Genomic DNA, 23860 nt, shown 5'->3' on the forward strand with positions numbered 1-23860 from the left:
GACGATGATCGACTGCACGCTGGCGGGGGCGTTCTTCTCGGTGACGACGACGGCGTCGACGGTATGCGGCATGATGCTCCTGTTCGCGGGGGATGGACGAGGGGTGCGGGCGACGGTGCGTGCCCGGCGAGGTTCCGGACGGGGACGAGGCCCCGAGGTCAGGCCCGCATGCGCGAGGCCGTCGGGTCGTAGAGCGGATCCTGCGCCACTGTGGCGCGGTGCCGTTCGCCGAAGTAGGAGGCCTCGACGACGGTGCCGACGGCGGCGTGCTCGATCGGCAGCCAGGCATAGGCGATGGACAGGCCCGTGGTGTAGCCCTGGTCGGCGCTGGTGATGTAGCCGATCGCCGGACCTTCGGGGTCCTGCGGATCGTGGACCGGCTCGTGGCCCATCAGCACCCGTGAGGAGTCCTCCAGGGTCAGGCAGACCAGGCGGCGCGTCGGCTGGTCGGCCCCGAGCGCGGCGAGCTTCTCGAGCGCGGCCCCGCGGCAGGCGAACTCCAGGCCCGCCTCGGCCGGCGTGTGCTCCCGCGTCAGGTCGGCGCCCCAGAGGCGCATGCCCTTCTCCAGGCGCATGCTCTCGAAGGCGCGGCGTCCCACCGGCAGGATGTCGTGCGGCCGGCCGGCGGTGATCAGCGCGTCCCAGAGGTAGCGGCCGAACTCGGCCGGAGTGTAGAGCTCCCAGCCGAGCTCGCCGACGTAGCTGAGCCGCATCGCCAGCACCGGCACGCCGGCCACGGAGAACTCCCGGCAGCGGTAGAAGCGGAAGGACTCGTGCGAGATGTCCTCGTCCACCAGCTCGGAGAGGACCTCGCGGGCCTTCGGCCCCCAGAGCCCGAGGCCGCAGGAGCCGGAGGCGGCGTCGGACAGGTGCAGCTGCACCCCGTGCTCGCGCATGCGGGCCTGCAGCCAGGCGGCATCCTGGTTGCCGTTGGTCCCGAAGTGGTAGGTCTCCTCGCCGGTGCGGGCGATCGTGATGTCGGAGAGGACCCCTCCGCGATCGTCGAGGAGGAGCGCGTAGACGATGCTGCCCACGGAGCGTCCCACGCGGCGGCTGAGCTGCGCCTCGTCCGCCAGGGCGTCCAGGAACTCCGTCGCCCCGGGGCCGGAGAGCTCCAGCCGGGGCAGGGAGGACATGTCCACCAGCCCGACGGACTCGCGCAGGCGCTGAGCTTCCACCGCCACCAGCGGGCTCCAGTACTGCGCGGCCCACTGGTCCCGGGTGGGCAGCGGGGAGTCGCCGAGCATGGGGACCGCCGGCTTCCGGTCCGGCAGGGTGGCGTTCGACTCGTACCACAGCGGACGTTCCCAGCCGGTGGCCGAGCTGAACGCCGCACCGCGGCCGCGCTGGCGCTCGTAGAACGGCGAGGTGCGCAGGCACCGGAGGCGCAGCGTCGTCGAGCGGGGGTGGACGATGTCGTAGACCTCGTCGTAGGACTCCTCGCCCTGTTCGCGCGCCCAGCGCTTCGAGATCATCAGCGGATCGAAGCGGGAGAGGTCGAGGCCATGGGTGTCGATCCCCGGGTTGCCGGTGGTGATCCATTCGGCCATGACCTCGCCGACGGCGGCCGACTGGGTCACCCACACCGCCTGGGCCATCCACAGCCCTTCGACCCCGGGCACCGGCCCGAGCAGCGGGCCGCCGTCGGGGGTGAAGGAGAAGATCCCGTTGAAGCTCAGGCTGTCGTCGAGCGTGGAGTCGCGCAGCTCGGGCAGCAGCTTCTGCGCTTCGACCCAGGAGGACTCGAAGTCCTGGCGGGTGAAGGAATGGATGGAGGGCTGGACGCCGCTGCGCTCGGCCTGCTCGGGGTCGGCGATCTCGTCGTCGTCCACCGGCAGCGGGCGGTGCTCGTAGGCGCCGATCGCGATCCGCGAGCCCCATTCGCGGAAGTACATGGCGTGATCCTGATGGCGGATCATCGGCCGGGCCACCTCGGTCTGCTCGTCGAGGCTGGCCAGGGAGTCCAGCGGCTGGCTGAAGCCGAAGCCGTGCTCGACCGGGACCATCGGGATGTCGACGCCGAGCAGCTCGCGAGCCATCTTCGGTCCCCAGAGGCCGGCGCAGGAGACGACGAGGTCGGCCTCGAGCGGCTCCGGCTCGGCGTCGCTGCCGACCGGGCGGATGTCGACGCCGGTGACCCGGTCGCCCGACCGGCGGATGCCGGTCACCTGGGTCCGGCTGAGGATCCGAGCGCCGCCGGCCTCCGCGCGGCGCGCCTGGAACTCCACGGCCCGCGTGCCCTTGACCACGGCGTCGGTGGGGGTGTGGAGCGCACTGAGCACATGGTCGGTGTCCAGGCCCGGCCAGAGCTCGGCCACCTCCTCGGGGGAGATGATCCGTGCCGGCACGCCCCATGCGGCTGCGGCGTCGCGGCGACGCCGCAGCTCCGCCTCGCGCGCGGGGGTCGTGGCGAGCTCCAGGCCGCCGACGCGCTTCATCACCCACTCGCCGGAGACCTCGGCGCCGTCGAGCTTGTCCAGCGTGCGCTGGGCGAGCTCGCAGGACGCCTTGTTCGTGGAGGTCTGGAAGACGAACCCGGGGGCGTGCGAGCTGGACCCGCCCGTCTCGTAGGCCGGGCCCTGCTCGACGACGGTGACCTCCTTCCAGCCTCGTTGGACCAGCTCGTCGGCCACCGCGGCACCGACGACTCCGAGACCGATGATGACCACGCGGGATTCGTGCGCCGCGGCATGCTGGGACATGTGCCCTCCATTGGTTGCACTATGAAAAACAGTGTTCTATCTGCGCAACCAACTCTAGAAAGTCCGTGATCTGTCGCACAAGGGGGAGGGCCTCCAGATTTCCTGGACGCGGCCGAGAGCTCCTCCTGTCGGGGCATGCTCGGCCGGCTCAGCGATCGCCGAGATGGCCCATCCTTGCCTCGAGGGTGCGCGCCTGCGCCTTCAGCGCCTCGGCGAGCTCGGTGAACTGCGACTCCGGCAGGCGGAACGAGGGGGCAGTGATGGACAGGGCGGCCTCGACGCGGCCGCCCTGTCCGCGCACCGGGACTGCCAGGGCGTTGATGCCCTGCTCCCACTCCGCGACGGCCGAGGCCCAGCTGCGCCGCCGGATGGTCTCCAGCTCGTTCCGCAGCACCTCGGGGTCGGTCATCGTCATGCCGGTGAAGCTGTCCAGGCCGCGTTCGAGCTGCCGGTCGAACTCCTCCTCGTCGGCGTGAGCCAGCAGCACCTTGCCCGTCGACGTCGCGTGCAGCGGGCCGCGCTGGCCCACGTACTGCTGGCTGACGCTGAGCATCTGGTCGTCGGTGGCCTGGGTGATCGTCACCGCGTGCCCGTCGTCGAGGATGGCGATGTTGACCGTCTCGTTCAGGCGCCGGGCCAGGGCGTCGCAGCACGCCTGGGCGTCCTTGGTGAAGTCCATCTGGCTGGCCACCGAGTTGGCCATGTGCAGCAGCGCCAGACCCAGGCGGTAGGCGCCGCGCTCGGACTCCTGTTCGACGAGGTTGTGCAGCTCCAGCGTGCCGAGCAGCCGGAAGGCCGTGGAGCGGTGGACGTCGAGTGCGCGGGCGACCTCGGTGATCGTCATCGACGGCTCCTCGCTCAGCAGGCGGAGGATCTGTGCGGCGCGGTCCACGGACTGGATGGGGTTCAGGTTCTCGGGCTTCAAGGGCCCTCCTCAAATTGATCGGCCGAGGTGCTTGACCGTCCTGTGATGCGAGCTGTAATTTCTATCACACGAGATGTTGCGCACAGCAAACCATGTTGCTCTATAAGCAACACTAGTTCCAGCCTGGTGGTGATGGCAAGTGAGTTTCCGCGTCTGTTCCCTGCAGGACCTGACTCCCGGGGAGGGTCTCCGCATCGATTCGATCAGTCCGCCGATCGCGATCTTCATGACGGAGGAGGGTGAGATCCATGCGCTCGACGACACGTGTACGCATCAGGACGCCTCGTTGGCGGCCGGATGGGTCGAGGATTGTCGGGTCGAGTGCCCGCTGCACGAGAGCACCTTCTCGCTCCGCACCGGAGCCGTCGACCAGCCGCCCGCCAAACGCGGCGTCCGAGTCCACGAGGTCGAGGTCGACGGCGACGACGTCCTCGTCGAACTCTCTCAGGACGCCCCCAACCTGCCCCCCGGCGTGACCGTCTGATGGAGGAGAGCACCATGAGCCCGATCAACCCGCTGAATCCCGGTCTCCCCGCCGACGGGCACCTGCTCATCGTCGGCTCCGGCCTCGCCGGCTATCACGTGGCCCGCGGCGCTCGCCTGAACGGCCACCTCGGCGCGATCACCGTGCTCGGCGACGAGCTGCACCCCGCCTACGACCGTCCGGCGCTGAGCAAGGCCTTCCTCAGCGGGACTGCGGCCTTCGAGCACCTGGTCCTCGACGACCCCGAGAACCCCCTCGACGTGACCTGGGCCGGCGGCTCTGCGGCCGTGCACCTCTCCTCCGAGCCGCTGGGCGTGGAGACCGCCGACGGCACCTTCCACGGCGCCGACAGCATCGTCCTCGCCACCGGTGCCCAGGCCTGCCGGCTGCCCATCTCCGGCCAGGGCACCTTCGTGCTGCGCAACGTCGACGACGCGGTGGCTCTGCGCGGCCGCGCCATCGAGGACCAGCGCGTGGCCATCGTCGGCGGCGGCTTCCTCGCCCTGGAGGCCGCGGCGACCTGCGTCGAGCGCGGCGCGGCGGAGGTGACCGTCGCCGCCAGCGAGCACAACCCCGGCGCCGCGCGCCTCGGAGCGCCGGTCGGCGAGGCGGTGCGGGCGTTGCACGAGCGGCGCGACGTCGCCTTCACCTCGCCCGCCCGGGCCTCGGAGGTCAACGACGTCCCCGGCGGTCAGGAGCTCGTCCTGGCCGACGACCAGACCGTCGAGGCCGACATCGTCATCTGCGCCATCGGTGCGACGCCGTCCACCGCCTGGCTGCGCGAGGGGATCCTGAGCCTCGACCCGGTGACCGGCGCGATCCTCTGCGACGACACCGGATTCACCGGCATGCCCGGCATCTGGGCCGCCGGCGACTGCGCCCAATGGGCCTCCCAGGCCTCCGGGCTGCGGCCGGTCGGGCACTGGCAGGAGGCGGTGGAGCAGGCCGGCATCCTGGCCGCCTCGCTCACCGGCATCCCGCCCGCGCCCTTCCAGGAGCCCTATTTCTGGTCCGAGCAGTACGAGGTCCGGATCCAGGGCGCCGGGCGCATCGGCCTGGCGGACGAGGTCCGCGTGGTCGACGGCTCGATCGAGACGAACGACCTGCTGGTCAGCTACCTCCGCGAGGGCGCCGAGGTCGGCATCCTCGGCTTCAACCGGCTGCGCGAGGTCAAGCGCTGGCGCAAGCAGCGCCAGGTGCGCACCGAGCCGGCCCTGGTCGCCTGACCATCTGCGACGAGCCCCCGGCGCGCCCCCGAAGCGTCGGCGTCGCGGGCGGCCCGCCGCCCAGCCACGGAACAGCCCCTGCAGAAAGAGGACATCCATGATCATCGACCACCTGGAAGAGCCCCTGCCCGGCTCGTCCCTGAAGCCGACGCCTCCGGGGGAGGCCTACACCGACCCGGAGATCTTCGCCCGCGAGCAGGAGCACATCTTCGAGCGTCAGTGGAACTGCGTGCTCCGCGCCGACTCGCTGTCGACCGCCGGGCAGTGGAAGACCGCCACGATCGGCCGCGAGGAGATCATCCTGGTGCGCACCCGCAAGTCCGGGATCGCGGCGTACTTCAACGTCTGCCGCCACCGCGGCATGCGCGTGTGCACCACCGGCGAGGGGCGGAACAAGACGCTGCAGTGCGGATACCACGCCTGGACCTACGGGCTGGACGGCGAGCTCGTGGCGGCGCCGAACCTGACGTCGATGCCCGACGTCGACCGGCAGGAGTACGGCCTCAAGTCCGTCCACGTCCGGGAGTGGCTGGGCTACGTCTGGGTCTGCCTCGCCGAGGACCCGCCCTCCTTCGAGGACACGGTCCTGGGCGAGGTCCGCACCAGCTTCGGCGAGGTCGAGTCCATCGACAATTACGGCATCGAGAACCTCGCCTGCGGCGAGACCAAGACGTATGACGTGCAGGCGAACTGGAAGCTCATCATCGAGAACTTCATGGAGTGCTACCACTGCGCGACGATCCACCCGGAGCTGACCGAGGTCATCCCGGAGTTCGCGGACGGGCTGGCCTCGCAGCGCGCCGGCGGCCAGGTCCACGGGGCCTCCTTCGGCGGCGAGGTCGAAGGCTTCACCGTCGACGGGTCCTCCGGAGTCTCGGAGCTGCCGGCAGTCGCGCCCGACCAGGAGCGCAAGTACTACGCGATCACCGTCCGCCCCCAGGTGTTCATCAACACCGTCCCGGACCACGTGATCATCCACCGGATGTTCCCGATCTCGGAGAGCCGGACGACCGTGGTCTGCGACTGGCTCTTCCTGCCCGAGGTCGTCGAGCAGATCAACGCCGGAACCCTGGACGTGAGCAAGTCGGTCGAGCTCTTCCACCGCGTCAACCAGCAGGACTTCAACGCCTGCGAACTGACGCAGCCCTCGATGTCCTCGACCGCATACCGCGGCGGCGGGGCGCTGGTCCCCAGCGAGCATCACATCGCCGAGTTCCACTCCTGGTGGTACGAGTCGATCGGGATGCCGACCGCATCCTCGTCGGAGGGTCCGGCGGCAGAGGCCGAGGCTGTCGCGGAGCATGCCGCAGAGGACGTCGTCGAGGACGCTGGGGAGAACTCGGCGGAGGCCTCCTCCGCAGTGCGGTCGACACCATGACCATCAGCGTCTTCGACCTGTTCAGCGTCGGCATCGGCCCCTCCTCCTCGCACACCGTCGGGCCGCTGCGCGCGGCGCGCCGCTTCGTCGACGAGCATCTGGTGCGCCCCGAGGCGCTGGACCGCGTCGCCGAGATCCGGGTGGACCTCTTCGGCTCGCTCTCCGCCACCGGCGCCGGACACGGCACCTTCGGCGCCGTGCTGCTGGGCCTCGAGGGCTGGGCGGCGGAGACGATCCGTCCCGAGCAGGTCGACGAGCGCCTGGAGGGGATGCGCGCCGACGGACTGGTCCAGGTGGGCGCGCAGCTCGGGGTGCGGCATGACATCGCCCTGCGCGAGGAGGACTTCGTCCAGCGGCCGCTGACCATGCTCGAACGGCACAGCAACGCGATGCAGCTGACGGCCCGCGATGCGGCTGGCGCCGACATCGCCGTGGAGACCTACTACTCGGTGGGCGGCGGATTCGTCGTCGCCGAGGGCGACGAGGTCTCCGATCGGGTCGGCGTCGCCGAGGACGCCGCGGGGCAGGACCCGGCGCAGGACTCGACGCAGGATCCGGCGGAGAGCTCGACGGAGATGACTGTGGAGGAGCCGTCGGAGAGGACGGGCGAGGTCCCCTTCCCCTTCCGCACCGCCGCCGAGCTGCTCGAGATCTCCCGGCGCGAGCAGCTGCCGCTGTCCCGGATCATGCTGGCCAACGAGTGCGTCTCCCGCTCCGAGGCCGAGGTGCGCTCCGGACTGCTGGAGATCTGGCAGGTGATGGAGGAGAGCAAGGACTCCGCCCGTCGCCGCATCGGTCCGCTTCCCGGCGGGCTGAAGGTCCGACGCCGCACCGGCGACTGGCACGCCCAGCTGATGGAGCGGGATCCCGACCGCAGCCATGCCTACTGGCAGGAGTGGGTGAACCTGGTGGCGCTGGCCGTCAACGAGGAGAACGCCTCCGGCGGCCGGGTCGTCACCGCCCCGACCAACGGAGCCGCCGGCATCATCCCCGCCGTCGGGTTCTACGCCACGCACTACGGGCCCGGCGCCACGTTCGCCGACGAGGCCGACCGCGACGACATCGTGACGACCTATCTGCTGACCGCCGGGGCGATCGGGGTGCTCTACAAGGAGCAGGCCTCGATCTCCGGAGCCGAGGTCGGCTGCCAGGGCGAGGTCGGCTCGGCGTCGTCGATGGCCGCCGCCGGTCTCTGCGAGGTCCTCGGCGGCTCCGTCGAGCAGGTGGAGAACGCCGCGGAGATCGCCATGGAGCACAACCTGGGACTGACCTGCGACCCGGTCAGCGGTCTGGTGCAGGTGCCCTGCATCGAGCGCAACGCGATCGCGGCGACCAAGGCGGTCAACGCGGCGCGGATGGCGCTGATGGGCGACGGCGAGCACCGGGTGAGCCTCGATCAGGTCATCGACACGATGCGCGAGACCGGCGCGGACATGTCCCACAAATACAAGGAGACCGCGCTCGGCGGACTGGCCGTGTCCGTCGTCGAGTGCTGAGTCCGCACGGCGGGCAGCGTCGCCCGCCGTGCGGACCGTCCTTGGACATCCGAGACCCCTACTAGGAGAGACCATGACCGACTCCGTCGCCTCGCTGCGCGAGGAGGACCCGGAGATCGCCGCGGCGATCGACGCGGAGCTCCACCGACAGAGCACCACCCTGGAGATGATCGCCTCCGAGAACTTCACCTCGCCGGCGGTGATGGAGGCCCAGGGGTCGGTGCTGACCAACAAGTACGCCGAAGGCTATCCCGGATCCCGCTACTACGGCGGCTGCGAGCATGTCGACCGCGTCGAGCAGCTCGCCCTCGACCGGATCCGCGACCTCTTCGGCGCCGAGGCGGCCAACGTCCAGCCGCACTCCGGGGCGCAGGCCAACGCCGCGGCGCTGATGGCTCTGCTCGAGCCGGGGGAGACGATCCTCGGCCTGGACCTGGCCCACGGCGGACACCTGACCCACGGGATGCGGCTGAACTTCTCCGGCCGGCTGTACCACGTCGTCTCCTACGGCGTGGAGGAGGGCGACCACCGCATCGACATGGAGGAGGTCGCCCGACTGGCCCGCGAGCACCGTCCGCGGGTGATCATCGCCGGCTGGTCGGCCTACCCGCGGCAGCTGGACTTCGCCGCCTTCCGCGAGATCGCCGACGAGGTCGGGGCCTGGCTGATGGTGGACATGGCCCACTTCGCCGGCCTGGTCGCCGCCGGGCTGCACCCCTCGCCGGTCCCGTACGCCGACGTCGTCACCACCACCACGCATAAGACCCTGGGCGGGCCGCGCGGCGGAGTGATCCTCTCGCGGGAGTCGTTGGCGAAGAAGATCAACTCCGCAGTCTTCCCCGGCCAGCAGGGCGGTCCGCTCGAGCATGTGATCGCCGCCAAGGCGGTCGCCTTCCAGCACGCCGGCTCGGCCGCCTTCCGGGACCGTCAGGAGCGCACGCTCTCCGGCGCCCAGATCCTCGCCGGCCGGCTGAGCGAGCCGGACGTCGCGGCCACCGGCATCCGGCTGGTCAGCGGCGGCACCGACGTGCACCTGGTGCTGGTCGACCTCCGCGACGCCGAGCTGGACGGCCGGCAGGCCGAGGACCGGCTGCATGAGATCGGCATCACGGTCAACCGCAACGCCGTGCCCTTCGACCCGCGTCCGCCGAAGATCTCCTCGGGGCTGCGGATCGGCACGCCGGCGCTGGCCGCCCGAGGCTTCGGCGACGAGGAGTTCGCCGAGGTCGCCGACCTCATCGCCGTCGCCCTCGCACCGCAGCTGACCGACGGCGAGCTCGCCGAGCTGCGCGATCGGGTCGCCGCGCTGGCCGCGCGCTTCCCGCTGTACCCCCACCTGGAGCCCGCGATCGAGGAGGTCGCCTGATGGCCGTGCCGCCGCCCGAACACCCGGAATTCCTCTGGAGGAACCCGGAGCCCAAGTCCTCCTACGACGTGGTCATCGTCGGCGGGGGAGGTCATGGGCTGACCACCGCCTACTACCTGGCCGCGCACCACGGGATCACGAACGTCGCCGTCGTCGAACGTGGCTGGCTGGCCGGCGGGAACATGGCCCGAAACACCGCGATCATCCGTTCCAACTACCTGTGGGACGAGAGCGCGGCGATCTACGAGCAGTCGCTGAAGCTCTGGGAGCAGCTGCCCGAGGAGCTGGACTACGACTTCCTCTTCTCCCAGCGCGGCGTGCTGAACCTGGCCCACACCTTGGGAGACGTCCGGGAGTCCCGGCGCCGCGTGGAGGCCAACCGGCTCAACGGCGTCGACGCCGAGTGGCTGACCCCCGAGGAGGTCGAGGAGGTCTGCCCGATCATCAACACCGGAGACGACATCCGGTACCCGATCATGGGCGCGACCTACCAGCCGCGGGCGGGCATCGCGAAGCATGACCACGTCGCCTGGGCGCTGGCCCGCCGCTGCGACGAGCTGGGCGTTGACCTCATCCAGAACTGCGAGGTCACCGGCTTCGTCAAGGACGGCGAGCGCGTGGTGGGCGTCGAGACGACCCAGGGCCGCATCCACGCCGGCAAGGTCGGCCTCGCCGCGGCCGGGCATTCCTCCCAGGTCGCGGAGATGGCCGGAGTGCAGCTGCCGATCCAGTCGCATCCGCTGCAGGCGCTGGTCTCCGAGCTCTTCGAGCCGGTGCATCCGACGGTGGTGATGTCCAACCACGTGCACGTCTACGTCTCCCAGGCGCACAAGGGCGAGCTGGTCCTCGGCGCGGGCATCGACCAGTACGTCGGCTACGGGCAGCGCGGAGGATTCCACGTCATCGAGGACCAGATGGCCGCCGCCGTCGAGCTCTTCCCGATGTTCGGCCGCGCCCACGTGCTGCGGACCTGGGGCGGAGTCGTCGACACGACCCTCGACGCCTCGCCGATCATCTCGAAGACGCCGGTCGACCAGCTCTACGTGAACTGCGGCTGGGGCACCGGAGGGTTCAAGGGCACCCCCGCCTCGGGGATGACCTTCGCCCACACGATCGCCCACGACGAGCCGCATCCGCTCAACGTGCCGTTCTCGCTGGAGCGCTTCGAGACCGGCTTCCTCATCGACGAGCACGGCGCCGCCGGCGTCGCCCACTGACCCCCGTCCCCGCAGAGGTCCCACCATGATGCTGATCCCCTGCCCGCACTGCGGGCCGCGCAATGAGACTGAGTTCGCCTACGGCGGCCAGGCCCACGTCTCCTACCCGGAGGACCCCCACGCGCTCGACGACGCCGCCTGGGCGCGCCACCTCTTCTACCGGGAGAACCCCAAAGGGCTGTTCGCCGAGCGCTGGGTCCACTCCGCCGGCTGCCGGAGATGGTTCAACGCGGTGCGGAACACCATCACCTACGAGGTCCAGTCGGTGGAGCCGATCGGCCCCCGGCCCCCGGGCGGACGCCCGGCCGAGTCCACCACGTCCGAAGGAGGACACGCATGACGGCGACACCCCGACGAGTCCCCACGGCGGCCGCCCCGCACGCCCGCATCGAACCCGCCCGGTCGCGTCGACTGCACCTCGAAGGGGAGGAGCTCGTCGGCGTCGAGGGCGACACCGTGGCCAGTGCGCTGCTGGCCTCCGGCCGGATCCGCGTCGGCGACTCCATCTACCGCGGCCGGCCCCGCGGCCTCATGGCCGCCGGCGTCGAGGAGCCCAACGGCCTGCTCTCGGTGCGCTCGCCGCACCCCGGCCAGGCCCGCGAGTCGATGCTCTCGGCGCCGACCGTCGAGCTGGTCGACGGCATGGAGGTCGAGCTGCTCTCCGGGCTCGGCACCCTGGATCCCGGCCCCGACGAGGCCTATTACGACCATAAGCACGTCCACACCGACGTGCTCGTCGTCGGCGCCGGTCCCGCCGGACTGGCCGCCGCCCGTGAGGCGGCCCGCTCGGGCGCCCGCGTCATGCTGCTGGACGAGCAGCCCGAGGCCGGCGGGAGCCTCGACGTCCGCCCCGGCGCCCAGATCGACGGTCAGCCGGCCCGCTCCTGGATCCGCGGCGTCGAGGGCGAGCTGGCGGACCACCCGGAGGCGATGCATCTGCAGCGGACCACCGTGGTCGGCAGCTATGACGCGAACTACATGGTGGCCGTCGAGCGGCGCACCGCCCACTGGACGCGGCCGCCGGGCGACGGCGTCTCCCGCGAACGGGTCTGGCACATCCGGGCCGGCCAGGTCGTGCTGGCCACCGGCGCCCACGAGCGCCACATGGTCTTCGCGCACAACGACCGGCCGGGCATCATGCTCGCCGGGGCGGTGCAGCGGTACCTGAACCGCCACGGCGTGCTCGTCGGCGACCGGACCGTCGTCGCCACCACCGGCGACCAGGCCTACGACCTCGTTGACGACCTCCGTCGGGTCGGGGGAGAGGTCGTCGCCGTCGTCGACTCCCGCCCGGAGCTCTCGCCGCGGGCCGCCCGGGCCCAGGAGGCCGGGGTGCCGGTGCACACCGGCTCGGTGGTCGCCCACACCGAGGGCGACGAGGATGGGGTGCTCAGCTCGGCGATCATCAGCCCGGTCGCCGAGGACGGCACGCTGACCGGCTTCGTGAAGGCCGTCGAGACCGATGTGCTCGCGCTCTCCGGCGGCTTCTCCCCGGCGATCCACCTGCACACCCAGCGTCAGGGCCGGATCCGCTGGGAGCCGTCGCTCGCGGCTTTCGTGCCGGAGTCCCCGGTGACCGGCCAGCGCACCGCCGGCGCGGTGGGCGGCACGTTCGATCTCGCCGGGGCGCTCGCCGAGGGCGCGCAGGCCGGGGCGGCGTCCGCCGTCGATGTCGGCTTCTCCCGCGAGCCCTCGATCCCGCAGGCTCCCGTCGAGGAGATCACTCCGGCGGCGCCGGTGTGGCTGGTGCCGCCGCTGGACGGCGAGGGCCGGGAGGCCTATCGGAATCACTTCGTCGACTTCCAGCGGGATCAGACGATCGCCGACGTGATGCGCTCCACCGGAGCGGGCATGCGCTCGGTGGAGCATGTGAAGCGCTACACCTCGATCTCCACCGCCCATGACCAGGGCAAGACCAGCAGCGCCGCCCTGGTGGCCGCCCTGGCGCGGCTGCTCGGCCGGGAGAACCCGGAGGGGATCGGGCTGACCGCCTTCCGGCCGCCGTACACTCCGGTGGCCTTCGCCGCCCTGGCCGGCACGCGGCGCGGCGACCTCTTCGACCCCGCCCGGGTGTCTCCGATGCACTCCTGGCATGTGGCGCAGGGAGCCGAGTTCGAGGACGTCGGCCAGTGGAAGCGGCCCTGGTACTTCCCCCGCGGGGGCGAGACGATGGACGAAGCCGTGCTGCGCGAGTGCGCCGCGGCGCGCGAGTCGGCGGCCTTCATGGACGCCACCACGCTGGGCAAGATCGAGATCCGCGGCGCCGACGCCGGCGAGTTCCTCAACCGCATCTACACCAACGGCTTCAAGAAGCTCGCCGTGGGCAAGGGCCGCTACGGCGTCATGTGCGGCGAGGACGGGATGATCTTCGACGACGGCGTCACGCTGCGGCTGGCCGAGGACCGGTACCTGATGACCACCACCACCGGCGGTGCCGCCGGAGTGCTGGACTGGCTCGAGGAGTGGCTGCAGACCGAGTGGCCCGAGCTGGACGTGACCTGCACCTCGGTGACCGAGCAGTACGCGACGGTCGCCGTCGTCGGGCCGCGCTCCCGGGACATCATCGCCGAGCTGGCCCCGGACCTGGACGTCTCCGTCGAGGGCTTCGAGTTCATGGGCTTCCGCGAGACCGTGCTGGCCTCCGGCATCCCCGCGCGGATCTGCCGGATCTCCTTCTCCGGCGAACTGGCCTTCGAGATCAACGTGGCCTCCTGGTACGGGCTGCAGGTCTGGGAGGACGTCGCTGCGGCGGGGGAGCCCCACGGCATCACGCCCTACGGGACCGAGACGATGCACGTGCTCCGGGCGGAGAAGGGCTTCATCATCGTCGGCCAGGACACCGACGGCACTGTCACCCCGCAGGACGCCGGGATGGACTGGGTGGTCTCGAAGTACAAGGACTTCATCGGCAAACGGTCCTTCGACCGTCCCGACACCCGACGGGAGGACCGCAAGCATCTGGTCTCGGTGCTGCCGGTGGACACGCGACTGCGCCTGCCTGAAGGTGCGCAGCTCGTCGACGCCGCCACGGACCTGACACAGTACCCGGTGCCCATGGAGGGCTGGGTGACTTCCTCCTACGATTCGGCGGCGCTGGAGCGGACCTTCGGCCTGGCGCTGATCGCCGAGGGGCGGAACCGCCTCGGCGAGACGCTGCACGCCGTCGTCGACGATCAGCCTGTCGAGGTCGTCGTCTCGCCCACTGTCCTCTACGACCCCGAAGGGAGCCGCCGCGATGGCTGACATCCTGTTCACCCAGGGCCCCGACGAGCTGAAGCGCGCGCCGCTGGCGCATCTGCACCGCCGACTCGAGGAGGTGTCGCAGTCCGCCCCGTCGACGATCCGGCTGGGCGAGCGGCCGTTCACCACCCAGATCGGCCTGCGGGCGGTGCCCGGCACCGCCGCCCACCGTGCGCTGGCCGGAGCGCTCGGCGTCGAGCTGCCGGCCCGCGTCGGCGAGGTCACCGGCGACGCCGCCGACGTCGCCGTCCTCTGGCTGGGACCCGACGAGTTCCTCGTCGTCGCCCCGCCGGAGCGTGCCGAGCTCGTCCCCCGTCTCCAGGACGCCCTCGGGTCCGAGCCCGGGCAGGTCGTGGACCTCTCGGCGAACCGGACGATCGTCGAGCTCGGCGGATCGGCCGCCCGAGACGTGCTGGACAAGGGATCGCCGGCGGATCTGCATCCGCGGGTCTTCCCGGCGGGCACGGCCGTGACCACCACTCTCGGGCCGGCGGCCGTGCTGCTCTGGCGGACGGCGGAGGACGCCTGGCGTGTCCTGCCGCGCGCCTCTTTCGCCGAGTACACGGCCCTGTGGCTGCTCGACGCAGTGCGCGAGCATCGCCTCCCGGCATCGGACGGCGCCTCCGACGCCGCCCCCGACGCGGCGGCCGACCCGGCGTCCGCATCCACTCCCGACTCGCGTGAGGAGGCCGCATGGCCGGCGACGATGGCATGATCCTGACCCTGGACTGTCCCTCCACTCTGGGGATCGTCCACTCCGTGAGCGGCGTGCTGCTCGAGCACGGCTACAACATCATGGAGCTCGCGCAGTTCAACGATCCCCGTGAAGAGCACTTCTTCCTGCGGGCCCGGGCGGAGCGCGGCTCCGAGGAGGCCTCGACGCCCGAGCAGGTCGAGCGGGACCTGGCACCGGTGGCCGAGCGCTTCGGCATGAACTGGGGGCTGCGTCGCCCGGGGGAGCGCCCTCGCGTGCTGGTGATGGTCTCGAAGTTCGAGCACTGCCTGAACGATCTGCTCTTCCGCGCCCGGAAGGGCGATCTGCCGATCGACATCGTCGCAGTGGCCTCGAACCATGATGATCACCGGGGACTCGTCGAGTGGCACGACATCCCGTTCTTCCACATCCCGGTCACGCCGGAGTCCAAGCCGCAGGCCGAGCAGCAGCTGCTGGATCTGGTCGACCGGATGTCGATCGATCTGGTCGTGCTGGCCCGCTACATGCAGATCCTCAGCGACTCGCTGGCGACGCGGATGGAGGGACGGGTGATCAACATCCACCATTCCTTCCTGCCGAGCTTCAAGGGCGCGAAGCCCTACCACCAGGCGTACGAGCGGGGGGTCAAGACGGTCGGGGCGACGGCGCACTACGTCAACAGCGAGCTGGACGAAGGTCCGATCATCGCGCAGAGCGTCGTCGGGGTCGATCACACCTACGGGCCCGACGATCTGGTCGCCGCCGGACGGGACACCGAGTGCAAGGCGCTCTCCGATGCGGTGCGCTGGCACGCCGAGGGGCGGGTGATCCTGCACGGCACCAAGACGGTGGTGCTGCGCTGATGCGCTGACGCGTCGGCGGCGCGCGGCAGGCGACGAGGCCGGGGGAGCGGCGTCCTAGACTGGCGCGATGAACCCCTCCGAGCTGACCCGCCTGCCGGCGCGCGGCCGGCCGCGCACTGTGCGCGCCGGTCTGGTGCTCGCCGTGGTCGTCGCCGTCGTCGCCGACCGCATCGCCCGAGCGCTGGCCGGCGAGGACCTGCTCGGCGCGGTGCTCAGCATCTCGCAGGTCTCGGCCCGCACCGAGGCCGCCGGCCCGCTGCTGGCGGCCGGGACCGGAGCGCTGCTCCGCGTGCTGGGTTGGTGGCCGGCGTGGGCCGAGGACGGGGCTCGGGCGGCCGCAGGCCCTGTGCTCGCCGCCGGAGCGGCGATGCTCGGGCTGACGACGCCGACCGGCGAGCTGCTCGGCGCCCAGCTGCCGCTGATGCTCTGTCTCGGCGTCGGCGCCGTCGGAGCCTGGATGTTCCGCGGGCCGGACTGGAAGTCCGTGCGCTCGGCGACGGCACGGGGCGCGTTGCTGCTGACCGGCCTCGGCGGTCTGCTCGGGCTGGCGCTCGCCGTCGGGATCGCTCAGCTGTCCGGGGCCTCCGTCGGCGGTGATCTGCTCGAGGCCGGCAACCGCGTGCTGCTGACGGTCGCCGCGGTGGGACTCGGCGTGGGCGTGCCGCTGCGCGCTCCCGTGCGGGCGCTCCGACGTCGCCGGAGCGGCGACGCAGCCGCCGACGAACCCGCCGCGACGGCCACGGCGCGTGCGGTCGGCTCGCTGCTGCTGGTCGCCGCGGCCGCAGGATCCGCGACGGCGCTGCTCGGCTGAGTTCGACGGTGCATGCAACGCTCTCGACACATATTCGAAACTATGTTCGAATGTGGCCATGCGGTGGGAATCCCAGAAGGTCCAGGAGGGGGAGTCTGCGGCGCTCATCCCGCTGAAGGGCATGATCCGCAGCGTGCGCACCCCGGAGTTCGACGGTGTGACGTTCCACGAGGTCGCCGCGAAGACGGCGCTGAATCGCGTGCCGAGCCAGTCGGCCATGCCCTTCGACTGGACGATCAATCCGACGCGGGGGTGCCTGCACCAGTGCGTCTATTGCTTTGCCCGTAAGACTCATGAGTATCTGGACCTGGACTCCGGGCGGGACTTCGACAGTCAGATCATCGTCAAGACCAACATCGCCGAGGTGCTCCGCGCCGAGCTCTCTCGTCCGTCGTGGACGCGTGAGCACGTCGCGCTGGGCACCAACTCGGATCCCTACATGCGCGCTGAAGGGCGCTACCGCCTGATGCCGGGGGTCATCCGCGCGCTCGCCGAGTCGGGGACGCCGTTCTCGATCCTGACCAAGGGCCCGCTGCTGAAGCGGGATCTGCCCCTGCTGCAGGAGGCCGCCCAGCTGGTGCCGGTCTCCGTGGCGGTCTCGCTGGCGATGGTCGACCCGCAGCTGCAGCAGCGCATCGAGCCGGGCACCCCGGATCCGCGGGCTCGGCTGGGCCTGATCCGGTCGATCACCGACGCCGGTCTGGAGTGCTCAGTACTGGCCATGCCGATCCTGCCGTGGCTCAGCGACGCCCCCGAGCAGGTCGACGGCCTCCACGCCGCGCTGTCCGACGCGGGGGCCTCCGACGTGACCGCCGGCGCCCTGCATCTGCGTCCCGGGGCACGCGAGTGGTTCCTGCAGTGGCTCGCCCGCGAGCACCCAGAGCTGGTCGGCCGCTACCGCCGGCTCTATCGCGAGGGTTCCTATGCCGCGGCGGGATATCGGTCCTGGCTGGAGCGGCAGGCCGCAGCGGCCCGACGGCGTCACGGCTTCGATCGCCCCGCGGCAGCTCGGGGTGACGACGACGTCTGGCGGCGTCGTCGTCACCCGGCAGGCGGTCCGGACTCGGCGATCACCAAGATCGCCGCCTCGCCGGCGCAGCCGGCGCTGTTCTGAGAGCGGAGGGGCGGTCGGCCCCGGCGGATGGCGCCGATGGCACGACCCCGATGGCAGAATGGAGCCATGAGCGTCATCAAGATCAATGCGATCACCGTACCCGCCGACGCCGGCGACGAGCTGGGCCGCCGCTTCGCCGCCCGGCATGGCTCCATGGAGGGCACTCCGGGCTTCGAGGGTTTCGAGCTGCTCGAGCCCACGGATGACCGCACCACCTGGCTGGTCATCACCCGCTGGACCTCCGAGCAGGACTACGAGAACTGGCGGAACTCCGAGCAGTTCCAGCGCTCCCACAGCCGCTCCGGCGATGATGCGGAGGGCGGCTCCGGAGAGGAGCCGGGTGAGAAGAAGGCTCCGGTGGGCATGTCCTCGGAGCTGTGGAGCTACCGAGTTTCAGTCACAGGCTAGCTCCTGGTAATCTGATCTGGTCGTCGAACGGCTCATCCGTTCAGGACCCCGCCTCCGTAGCTCAGGGGATAGAGCGTCGGTTTCCGGTACCGAAGGCCGCAGGTTCGATTCCTGCCGGGGGCACACTGTCGGGAAGGCCCTGCATCGCCGTGGTCACGGCGATGCAGGGCCTTCTTCGTATCTGCGGCAGATGCTCTGGGAGCGGGCTGCTCGGTACATTGCTCGGCACGTTCTGCGGATGTGGGTCAGCGGCCACGATGTGTGTATAGCCCCAGGGCGTGTCATCGGTTCGTCACGTCTGGGGTCCTCGCCGAGGCTGGTATCTCCGTCGTCGGTGTCCGTGTGGTCCGTTTCCAGAAGGGGCGGCGACGCGTGGTTCTTAGCATCGGGGCCCCGTTGCCTCGACGCCATGCTGCTGATCCGACCTGCAGCTCCACGCCGTGTCTGTTCCGCCGGGCGTCATCATCCGACGCGGGTCTCCCGTCCGTGTCGTCGACCCCGTAGAGTGGGGCGCGATCCGTGACGGTGATCACGTCGCTCGACGATGCATCGTCGTCACGGAGGGTGCCGGCCAGGGGCCGGTGCCTCCGCGATCATCGAGACCATCACCGGGAGACGCCCCGCATGTCAGAGCACACGACCTATGACCCTGCCGGTGATGGATTCACCGGCACCCTGCCGGCCTTCTTCGCCTGGCTGGAGGAGCACCTCGTCTACAGCAAGGTGCACATCGGCGAGCCCCAGCCGGATCCGCTGTACCCCGAGGAGGACGCACCGCGGGTGCGGCGCATCGAGCTGCACTCCGGAGGCGGCCCCGACGACGACCTGCTGATCTCCCGGGTGAATCTGCACTCCCTGCTCTCGGTGATGTACTGGTACTCCTCGCACCGCGGCGGTGTGACGGTCTATGAAGTCCCGGTCCAGGAGTTCGACTCCGAGAAGGAACGCCGCTGGCTCGATGCCTCCACCGATGTGGTCAGCACTCTTCAGCGCGCACGGAACCTGCTGGTCAGCTCCGCCCACGACGACGAGTTCAAAGTCGCGCTCCCGAATGGAGCCCGGGTGCGGTTCTCGGAGCTGGACCGCGAGGGGGACAGCGAGCCTGCCGGCGTCCTCACCGTCGAGGCGATCAGCGACGAGGAGGCCGCGAGCGAGAAGGTCTGACCACCTGCCGGCGCGGCCCCGGCGGCAGCGCCGGGGCCGCGCCGTCTCAGCCGGTCGTCGCGGAGACGTCTCCCGAGACGGCGGAGTCGGAGGCGAGTCGCGCATGGGCGAGCGTCGCCAGCGCCGCGGCGGCCTCGGCGAGCACCGAGTCGTCGAAGATCACCCGCGGCGAGTGGTTGACCTCGCGCGAGGCCTGCGGATCCTCCGGTCCGGCCAGCAGCATGAAGAAGGTCCCCGGCACCTGCTGGAGCACGAAGGCGAAGTCCTCCGAGCCCATCGCCGCGCGGTCCATGGACACCACGCGCTCGGCGCCCAGGGTCTCGCGGAGGACGTCCAGGCATTCGGCGGTGCGCGCGGCGTCGTTGATCGTGGGCGGGTAGAGCACCTCGAAATCGACCTCGGCGCCCATTCCATGGGCGGAGGCGATGCCCTCGGCCAGGCGGGGCAGCTCCTCGCGCAGCTGCTCGACGGCCGTCTCGGAGGTGGTGCGCACTGTGGCCTGGAGCGTCGCAGTGTCCGGGATGATGTTCACCGCGCCGGCGTCGGTGCTCAGCTGGGTGACGGACAGGACCACCGGCTCGAAGGCGTCGAAGCGGCGGGCGACCATCGTCTGCAGCCCCTGGACGATCTCGGCCGCGGTCGGCACCGGATCCTGGGCGCGATGCGGCTGAGAGCCGTGGCCGCCGCGGCCGTGCACCGTGATGGTCAGCGAGGAGGAGCCGGCCATCGCGGCCCCCGGCCGGGTGGCGACGACGCCGCGCGGCCCCGGGGCGACGTGCAGGGCATAGGCCGCCTCCGGACGCGAGCCGGTCGTGTCGAGCAGCCCTTCGTCGATCATCACCTGGGCGCCGCCCGCGCCTTCCTCTCCGGGCTGGAACATGAAGAGCACGTCCCCGGCGAGCTCGTCGCGGCGGGCGGCCAGCAGACGGGCGGCGCCGACGAGGCCGGCGGTGTGCAGGTCGTGGCCGCAGGCATGCATCGCGCCGTTCTCGGCGGCGAAGTCCAGGCCGGTGTCCTCGTCCAGCGGCAGTCCGTCCATGTCGCCGCGCAGCAGCACCGTCGGTCCGGGGAGCGCACCGCGCAGCACGGCGACCACCGAGGTCGCCGTCGCGCCGGTGGTGATCTCCAGACCCAGGCCGTCGAGGGCCTCGAGCACGCGGCGCTGGGTGCGCGGAGTGTCGAGGCCGAGCTCCGGGTCGCCGTGCAGTCGGCGTCGCAGCGTGACCAGCTCGGGCAGCATCTCGCGGGCCTCCGCGGTCAGCTCGCCCGCAGATCGGGTCTCCGAGGCCTCGGGATGTGTCGGTGATGTCGTCATGAACTCTGCTCCGTCCGCTCGTCGGGCCGTCGACGGAGCGCGCGTCTGGAGAGTTCGCCGTCAGGGGACCTCTCGCCCCGCGGCGTCAGGCGTGCGCAGCGTCGGCACAGCGGTCTGACAGGCATAGTTGGCCTGATGGCCGCTGCACCGTATGGTGCCTGACGACTCTGAGGGCTGTGCGAGGAGCATCCGGACGTTCTCCCGCCCTGCCGGGGGTCGGCCCGGCGGGCGGGAGAGCGAGATCACGCCGCGGTCGGGGTCAGTCCGAGGTCGTCCTGACGCCCCAGAGCGCGTCGCCGCCCTCGGAGAGCGCGCTGAGCGTGACTGCCGGATCGCCGCCGGCGGGATCCACCTGCTCGGCGAAGATGCCGTCGTGCTCGACGCCGTCCAGGGTGATCACCGCGCGGTTCTGCGCCTGGAGCCGCCAGGTGCCGACCGCCTCGCCCCCGGCGTTGACGATCGTCCCGTCTCCGCGGAGCGTCACCGTCCGCGTCGGGGCCGGCTCAGCCGAGATCTCGCGGCTGTGGGCGACCAGCTCGTACTCGCCGGGCACACCGGGGCGGAGCACCCTCTCCATCGGCTCACCCGACTCCTGCAGCGGAGCGGCCACCGGCCAGCCGTCCTCGGTCATCTGCATCCGATGGGTGCGGACCTGGTGCCGTTCGCCCTCGCCCGGGAAGCGGGTGTGGAAGATCAGCTCCATCCTCCCGGTCTCCGGGTCACGGAAGGTGGTGTTGTGGCCGGGGGAGACGTATCCCAGATCCTGTACGGACTGCGGGTCGGCGCCCGCGGCGTCCGCGGAGAGCTGGAAACCGTCCATCACCACTGTGCCGAAGGGCTCGATGTACTCGTCGTCGAAGATCGGCTCGCTCGGATCGGCGGCGACCTCGTCCATCCGGTGCCCGGCGGCGTCGTGGAAGGGGCCGTCCGGCGACGTCGAGCGCGCCACGCGCATGGTGTACCCGCCGTCGGCGCTCAGCCCGCCGAAGGAGGTGAACAGGTAGTAGTAGCCGGTCTCCGGGTCGTGCATCATCGACGGCGCTTCGATGCGGCTGTGGTTCCCGCCCATCAGATGCTTGCCGTATCCCTGGCCGGGCAGCGGCTCGCCGGTCTCCTCGTCGAGCTCCAGGATGAAGATGCCGCCGGAGTAGGAGCCGTAGACCATCCACAGCGTGCCCTCGGCGTCGCGGAAGACGTCCGGGTCGACGACGTTCGGGTGGACGGTCGCGTCGTAGGGCGTGCCGTCCTCCGCGGGGCCCTCGCCCTCGCGGTGGCCCGAGCGCAGGATGATGCCCTGGTCCTCGTAGGGGCCGTCGACGTCGTCGGAGACGGCGATGCCCATCGCCGAGCGCGGCGAGGATCCCTCGCAGGCGTTGTAGTACATGGCGTAGCGGCCGTCGGCCAGCTGGAAGACGTCCGGAGCCCAGAGGGTGTCGGTCTCCGCCCAGGCGAAGGTCTCGGCGAGTTCGGTCGTGACGTCGTCGAAGAGCGGGTTCTCCGGGGTGGGCAGGTTCGCCTCCTGCTCCCAGGTGATGAAGTCCTCCGTGGAGGCGGCGGCCAGATGGGAGCCGAAGACCCAGGTCTCGTCGCCGGCGGCGACCGCCGATGGGTCGTGGACCTCCACGTCGGTGTGCTCGGGGTCTTCGGGCATGGCGCGGCCGCCGGGATGGCTGCCCGGCGGGGCGGCGGAGCTCAGCGTCAGGGCGGTCGCCGCGGTCAGCGCGGCGGAGGCTCGGTGCAGCACAGTCGTCCTCCTGCGGTCGGGGTCGTGGATCCTCCTCAGGGCGCAAGCCGGGTTCTACATCGATGTAACACCCGAGGTGTGAGCCAGGTTGCACGACGGGGCGGGAGGCGGCGACGGAACCGTCGCCGCGTCCCGCCCCGTGTGCGGACCCTGTGCGGAGGGCGAGCCCTGCACGGCTCAGCCGGCCAGGACCTCCCGCTCCAGCCGGGCGTAGCTGGCCTCCAGGCCGTCGGCCATGCCGGTGTCCAGCACCTGGTCGCGGATCTCGACGTCGGGATAGGTGATGTGCAGCGTCACCAGCGTGGTGCCGTCGAGCGGAGTCAGCGTGAGCACGTTCGTCGTCGTGGGCCCGTCGGTGCCGGTCAGCCGCTCGGTGGTCACCTCGCGCACCGGCGGGCGCGCCTCGGTGACCTCTCCGGTGAAGCCGAAGCGCTCGTCGGCGTCCGAGGTCCACTCGTAGTGGTAGGGGCCGAGCTCCTCGGGTACCTCGCAGCGCGTCATCGACCACCCGTCGGGGCCCAGCATCCAGCGGCGCAGCTGGTCCGGGTCGTGGTGGGCCCGCCAGACCTGCTCGGGGGAGCCGGCGACGATCCGCGCCAGGCGCACGGTGGTCTCGGTGAGCGGCTGGACGGTGGTGCCGCGCTCGGCGGCGAAGCGCTCCGCGTCGGCGACGACGGCGTCGATCTGCCCCATCGCGGCCCGGGTGCCCTCCTCCATGCCCATCTCCAGCAGCTGCTCCAGCTCCTCGGTCGAGTTGAAGAAGGTCCGTGCGACCAGCCGCGATCCGACGGCGGTCTCCTCGAAGCGGTAGACCATGCGCATCGTCGGCAGGTCGGTGCTGCGCTCGCCGTCGGCGTCGCAGAAGCCGTCGACCACCTCGAAGGAGACCGGCTCCTCCACGGCGAGGTACTCCCAGAAGCCGAAGTGCGTGTCGCCCTCCGGGCCGGTCATCGAATAGAGGGTGCGGCCGCCGGGCGCCATGTCGTGGCGATGGAAGGTCGCCGGATACTCCGGCGGACCCCAGAACCGCTCGATCTGCCGCGGGTCGCTGTAGGCGTCCCAGAGGCGTCGGCGGCTGACGGGGAACTCGGCGGTGATCGTCAGGGTCAGCTCGTCGGTGTTCTTGTCGACTGCAGTGATGGGCATGATGCGACCTCTCCGGTGGTGATCACCGCCCGGGCACTCCCCGGGCGGTCGCTCGCGGCTCCTCGGTCTCGGTCTCGCCCTTCGTCTCGTCCTCCGTCAGCAGCGCGTCCAGTCGGGCGATGCGCCCGGCCTCGATCGCGACGAAGCGGTCCAGCAGGCCGCGGACCTCGCGGATCCGCGTCGGCTCGGCGCGGACCAGACGCTCGCGGCCGCTGACGTGTTTGCTCACCAGCCCGGCCTCGGCCAGCACGCCGACGTGCTTGCCGACGGCGGCGAAGGACATGGCGTAGGTGTCGGCCAGCCGCGAGATCGACTGCTCGACGACGAGCGTGCGCCGGACGATGTCACGCCGCGTGGCGTCGGCGAGGGCGCGGAAGAGCCGGTCGGTCTCGGCGTCGTCGAGGTCGGGTCCGGTCTCCGAGGGAAGAGAAACCATGTGGTTGAATTTAGAGCGTGGCGGAGGTCACGTCAACAGTCGGTGCGCCGGTCCGCCGGTCGCGTCCCGGCGTCGGGATCTGCGTCGGACCGTCGGCCGGCCCGGGCGCGGAGCCCGCCGTCGACTGATTA

20 protein-coding genes and 1 tRNA gene are annotated in these 23860 nt (G+C 71.1%); 15 read left to right on the forward strand and 6 right to left on the reverse strand.

The window, feature by feature from the left end:
- Positions 1-158 precede the first annotated feature (158 nt).
- The gene (locus GCL72_RS05270; protein WP_153143676.1) at positions 159-2702 is read right to left on the reverse strand and encodes a GcvT family protein; all 2544 of its coding nucleotides are present in this window, start codon (positions 2700-2702) and stop codon (positions 159-161) included.
- A gap of 148 nt (positions 2703-2850) precedes the next feature.
- On the reverse strand, positions 2851-3627 hold the full coding sequence (locus tag GCL72_RS05275; protein ID WP_153143677.1) for an IclR family transcriptional regulator: 777 nt from the start codon (positions 3625-3627) through the stop codon (positions 2851-2853).
- A gap of 139 nt (positions 3628-3766) precedes the next feature.
- On the opposite strand from GCL72_RS05275, the gene GCL72_RS05280 reads away from it, so the two are divergent.
- The 15 genes from GCL72_RS05280 (at position 3767) to GCL72_RS05350 (ending at position 19088) form a co-directional block, all read left to right on the forward strand.
- Positions 3767-4111 (forward strand): bifunctional 3-phenylpropionate/cinnamic acid dioxygenase ferredoxin subunit, encoded by a 345-nt coding sequence (locus GCL72_RS05280; protein ID WP_153143678.1) that lies wholly within the window; start codon positions 3767-3769, stop codon positions 4109-4111.
- 14 nt (positions 4112-4125) lie between these two features.
- Complete coding sequence (locus GCL72_RS05285) at positions 4126-5337, forward strand: NAD(P)/FAD-dependent oxidoreductase (RefSeq protein ID WP_170289572.1); 1212 nt, start codon at positions 4126-4128, stop codon at positions 5335-5337.
- Between the two features lie 97 nt (positions 5338-5434).
- Complete coding sequence (locus GCL72_RS05290) at positions 5435-6715, forward strand: aromatic ring-hydroxylating oxygenase subunit alpha (RefSeq protein WP_246161032.1); 1281 nt, start codon at positions 5435-5437, stop codon at positions 6713-6715.
- Complete coding sequence (locus GCL72_RS05295; protein WP_153143680.1) at positions 6712-8211, forward strand: L-serine ammonia-lyase; 1500 nt, start codon at positions 6712-6714, stop codon at positions 8209-8211. The genes GCL72_RS05290 and GCL72_RS05295 overlap by 4 nt, the downstream gene beginning before the upstream one ends.
- 73 nt (positions 8212-8284) lie before the next feature.
- Positions 8285-9577 (forward strand): serine hydroxymethyltransferase, encoded by a 1293-nt coding sequence (glyA, locus tag GCL72_RS05300; protein WP_153143681.1) that lies wholly within the window; start codon positions 8285-8287, stop codon positions 9575-9577.
- A complete protein-coding gene (locus GCL72_RS05305) occupies positions 9577-10794 on the forward strand; it encodes a sarcosine oxidase subunit beta family protein (protein ID WP_153143682.1) in 1218 nt (405 codons plus the stop codon). The genes glyA and GCL72_RS05305 overlap by 1 nt, the downstream gene beginning before the upstream one ends.
- A gap of 25 nt (positions 10795-10819) precedes the next feature.
- Positions 10820-11134: a sarcosine oxidase subunit delta gene (locus tag GCL72_RS05310; RefSeq protein WP_153143683.1), complete on the forward strand. Its 315-nt coding sequence runs from the start codon at positions 10820-10822 to the stop codon at positions 11132-11134.
- Positions 11131-14037, forward strand: coding sequence for an FAD-dependent oxidoreductase (locus GCL72_RS05315; protein WP_153143684.1), 2907 nt, complete (start codon positions 11131-11133; stop codon positions 14035-14037). The genes GCL72_RS05310 and GCL72_RS05315 overlap by 4 nt, the downstream gene beginning before the upstream one ends.
- Positions 14030-14749, forward strand: a complete 720-nt coding sequence (locus GCL72_RS05320; protein ID WP_153143685.1) for a sarcosine oxidase subunit gamma — start codon at positions 14030-14032, stop codon at positions 14747-14749. Before GCL72_RS05315 ends, GCL72_RS05320 begins: the two co-directional genes overlap by 8 nt.
- Positions 14728-15591, forward strand: coding sequence for a formyltetrahydrofolate deformylase (gene purU / locus GCL72_RS05325; RefSeq protein WP_153143686.1), 864 nt, complete (start codon positions 14728-14730; stop codon positions 15589-15591). Before GCL72_RS05320 ends, purU begins: the two co-directional genes overlap by 22 nt.
- A gap of 67 nt (positions 15592-15658) precedes the next feature.
- Positions 15659-16402, forward strand: coding sequence for a hypothetical protein (locus GCL72_RS05330; RefSeq protein ID WP_153143687.1), 744 nt, complete (start codon positions 15659-15661; stop codon positions 16400-16402).
- A 58-nt stretch (positions 16403-16460) separates the two neighbouring features.
- Entirely contained in the window at positions 16461-17516 is a 1056-nt protein-coding gene (locus tag GCL72_RS05335) for an Rv2578c family radical SAM protein (protein WP_153143688.1), read from the forward strand.
- 66 nt (positions 17517-17582) lie between these two features.
- Complete coding sequence (locus GCL72_RS05340; protein ID WP_153143689.1) at positions 17583-17924, forward strand: antibiotic biosynthesis monooxygenase family protein; 342 nt, start codon at positions 17583-17585, stop codon at positions 17922-17924.
- A gap of 50 nt (positions 17925-17974) precedes the next feature.
- A tRNA-Arg gene (locus tag GCL72_RS05345) sits at positions 17975-18047 on the forward strand.
- 501 nt (positions 18048-18548) lie between these two features.
- Complete coding sequence (locus GCL72_RS05350) at positions 18549-19088, forward strand: hypothetical protein (RefSeq protein WP_153143690.1); 540 nt, start codon at positions 18549-18551, stop codon at positions 19086-19088.
- Between the two features lie 46 nt (positions 19089-19134).
- Here GCL72_RS05350 and GCL72_RS05355 read toward each other — a convergent pair whose 3' ends face one another.
- The 4 genes from GCL72_RS05355 to GCL72_RS05370 form a co-directional block, all read right to left on the reverse strand.
- Positions 19135-20403 (reverse strand): M20 metallopeptidase family protein, encoded by a 1269-nt coding sequence (locus GCL72_RS05355; RefSeq protein WP_153143691.1) that lies wholly within the window; start codon positions 20401-20403, stop codon positions 19135-19137.
- A 259-nt stretch (positions 20404-20662) separates the two neighbouring features.
- A complete protein-coding gene (locus GCL72_RS05360; protein ID WP_153143692.1) occupies positions 20663-22147 on the reverse strand; it encodes a glycoside hydrolase family 43 protein in 1485 nt (494 codons plus the stop codon).
- A 177-nt stretch (positions 22148-22324) separates the two neighbouring features.
- On the reverse strand, positions 22325-23293 hold the full coding sequence (locus GCL72_RS05365) for an SRPBCC family protein (protein ID WP_153143693.1): 969 nt from the start codon (positions 23291-23293) through the stop codon (positions 22325-22327).
- A gap of 22 nt (positions 23294-23315) precedes the next feature.
- Entirely contained in the window at positions 23316-23729 is a 414-nt protein-coding gene (locus GCL72_RS05370) for an ArsR/SmtB family transcription factor (RefSeq protein ID WP_153143694.1), read from the reverse strand.
- Positions 23730-23860 lie beyond the last annotated feature (131 nt).

The organism is Nesterenkonia halophila (assembly GCF_009467795.1).
Classification (GTDB): domain Bacteria; phylum Actinomycetota; class Actinomycetes; order Actinomycetales; family Micrococcaceae; genus Nesterenkonia; species Nesterenkonia halobia.

Bases quoted from the DNA above. Each gene is read 5' to 3' on its own strand.
- GCL72_RS05340 (WP_153143689.1), top strand. From the start codon at position 17,583: ATGAGCGTCATCAAGATCAATGCGATCACCGTACCCGCCGACGCCGGC.
- GCL72_RS05350 (WP_153143690.1), top strand. From the start codon at position 18,549: ATGTCAGAGCACACGACCTATGACCCTGCCGGTGATGGATTCACCGGC.
- GCL72_RS05290 (WP_246161032.1), top strand. From the start codon at position 5,435: ATGATCATCGACCACCTGGAAGAGCCCCTGCCCGGCTCGTCCCTGAAG.
- GCL72_RS05270 (WP_153143676.1), bottom strand. From the start codon at position 2,702: ATGTCCCAGCATGCCGCGGCGCACGAATCCCGCGTGGTCATCATCGGT.
- glyA (WP_153143681.1), top strand. From the start codon at position 8,285: ATGACCGACTCCGTCGCCTCGCTGCGCGAGGAGGACCCGGAGATCGCC.
- GCL72_RS05315 (WP_153143684.1), top strand. From the start codon at position 11,131: ATGACGGCGACACCCCGACGAGTCCCCACGGCGGCCGCCCCGCACGCC.
- GCL72_RS05285 (WP_170289572.1), top strand. From the start codon at position 4,126: ATGAGCCCGATCAACCCGCTGAATCCCGGTCTCCCCGCCGACGGGCAC.
- purU (WP_153143686.1), top strand. From the start codon at position 14,728: ATGGCCGGCGACGATGGCATGATCCTGACCCTGGACTGTCCCTCCACT.
- GCL72_RS05335 (WP_153143688.1), top strand. From the start codon at position 16,461: ATGCGGTGGGAATCCCAGAAGGTCCAGGAGGGGGAGTCTGCGGCGCTC.
- GCL72_RS05355 (WP_153143691.1), bottom strand. From the start codon at position 20,403: ATGACGACATCACCGACACATCCCGAGGCCTCGGAGACCCGATCTGCG.
- GCL72_RS05310 (WP_153143683.1), top strand. From the start codon at position 10,820: ATGATGCTGATCCCCTGCCCGCACTGCGGGCCGCGCAATGAGACTGAG.
- GCL72_RS05370 (WP_153143694.1), bottom strand. From the start codon at position 23,729: ATGGTTTCTCTTCCCTCGGAGACCGGACCCGACCTCGACGACGCCGAG.
- GCL72_RS05365 (WP_153143693.1), bottom strand. From the start codon at position 23,293: ATGCCCATCACTGCAGTCGACAAGAACACCGACGAGCTGACCCTGACG.
- GCL72_RS05320 (WP_153143685.1), top strand. From the start codon at position 14,030: ATGGCTGACATCCTGTTCACCCAGGGCCCCGACGAGCTGAAGCGCGCG.
- GCL72_RS05305 (WP_153143682.1), top strand. From the start codon at position 9,577: ATGGCCGTGCCGCCGCCCGAACACCCGGAATTCCTCTGGAGGAACCCG.
- GCL72_RS05330 (WP_153143687.1), top strand. From the start codon at position 15,659: ATGAACCCCTCCGAGCTGACCCGCCTGCCGGCGCGCGGCCGGCCGCGC.
- GCL72_RS05295 (WP_153143680.1), top strand. From the start codon at position 6,712: ATGACCATCAGCGTCTTCGACCTGTTCAGCGTCGGCATCGGCCCCTCC.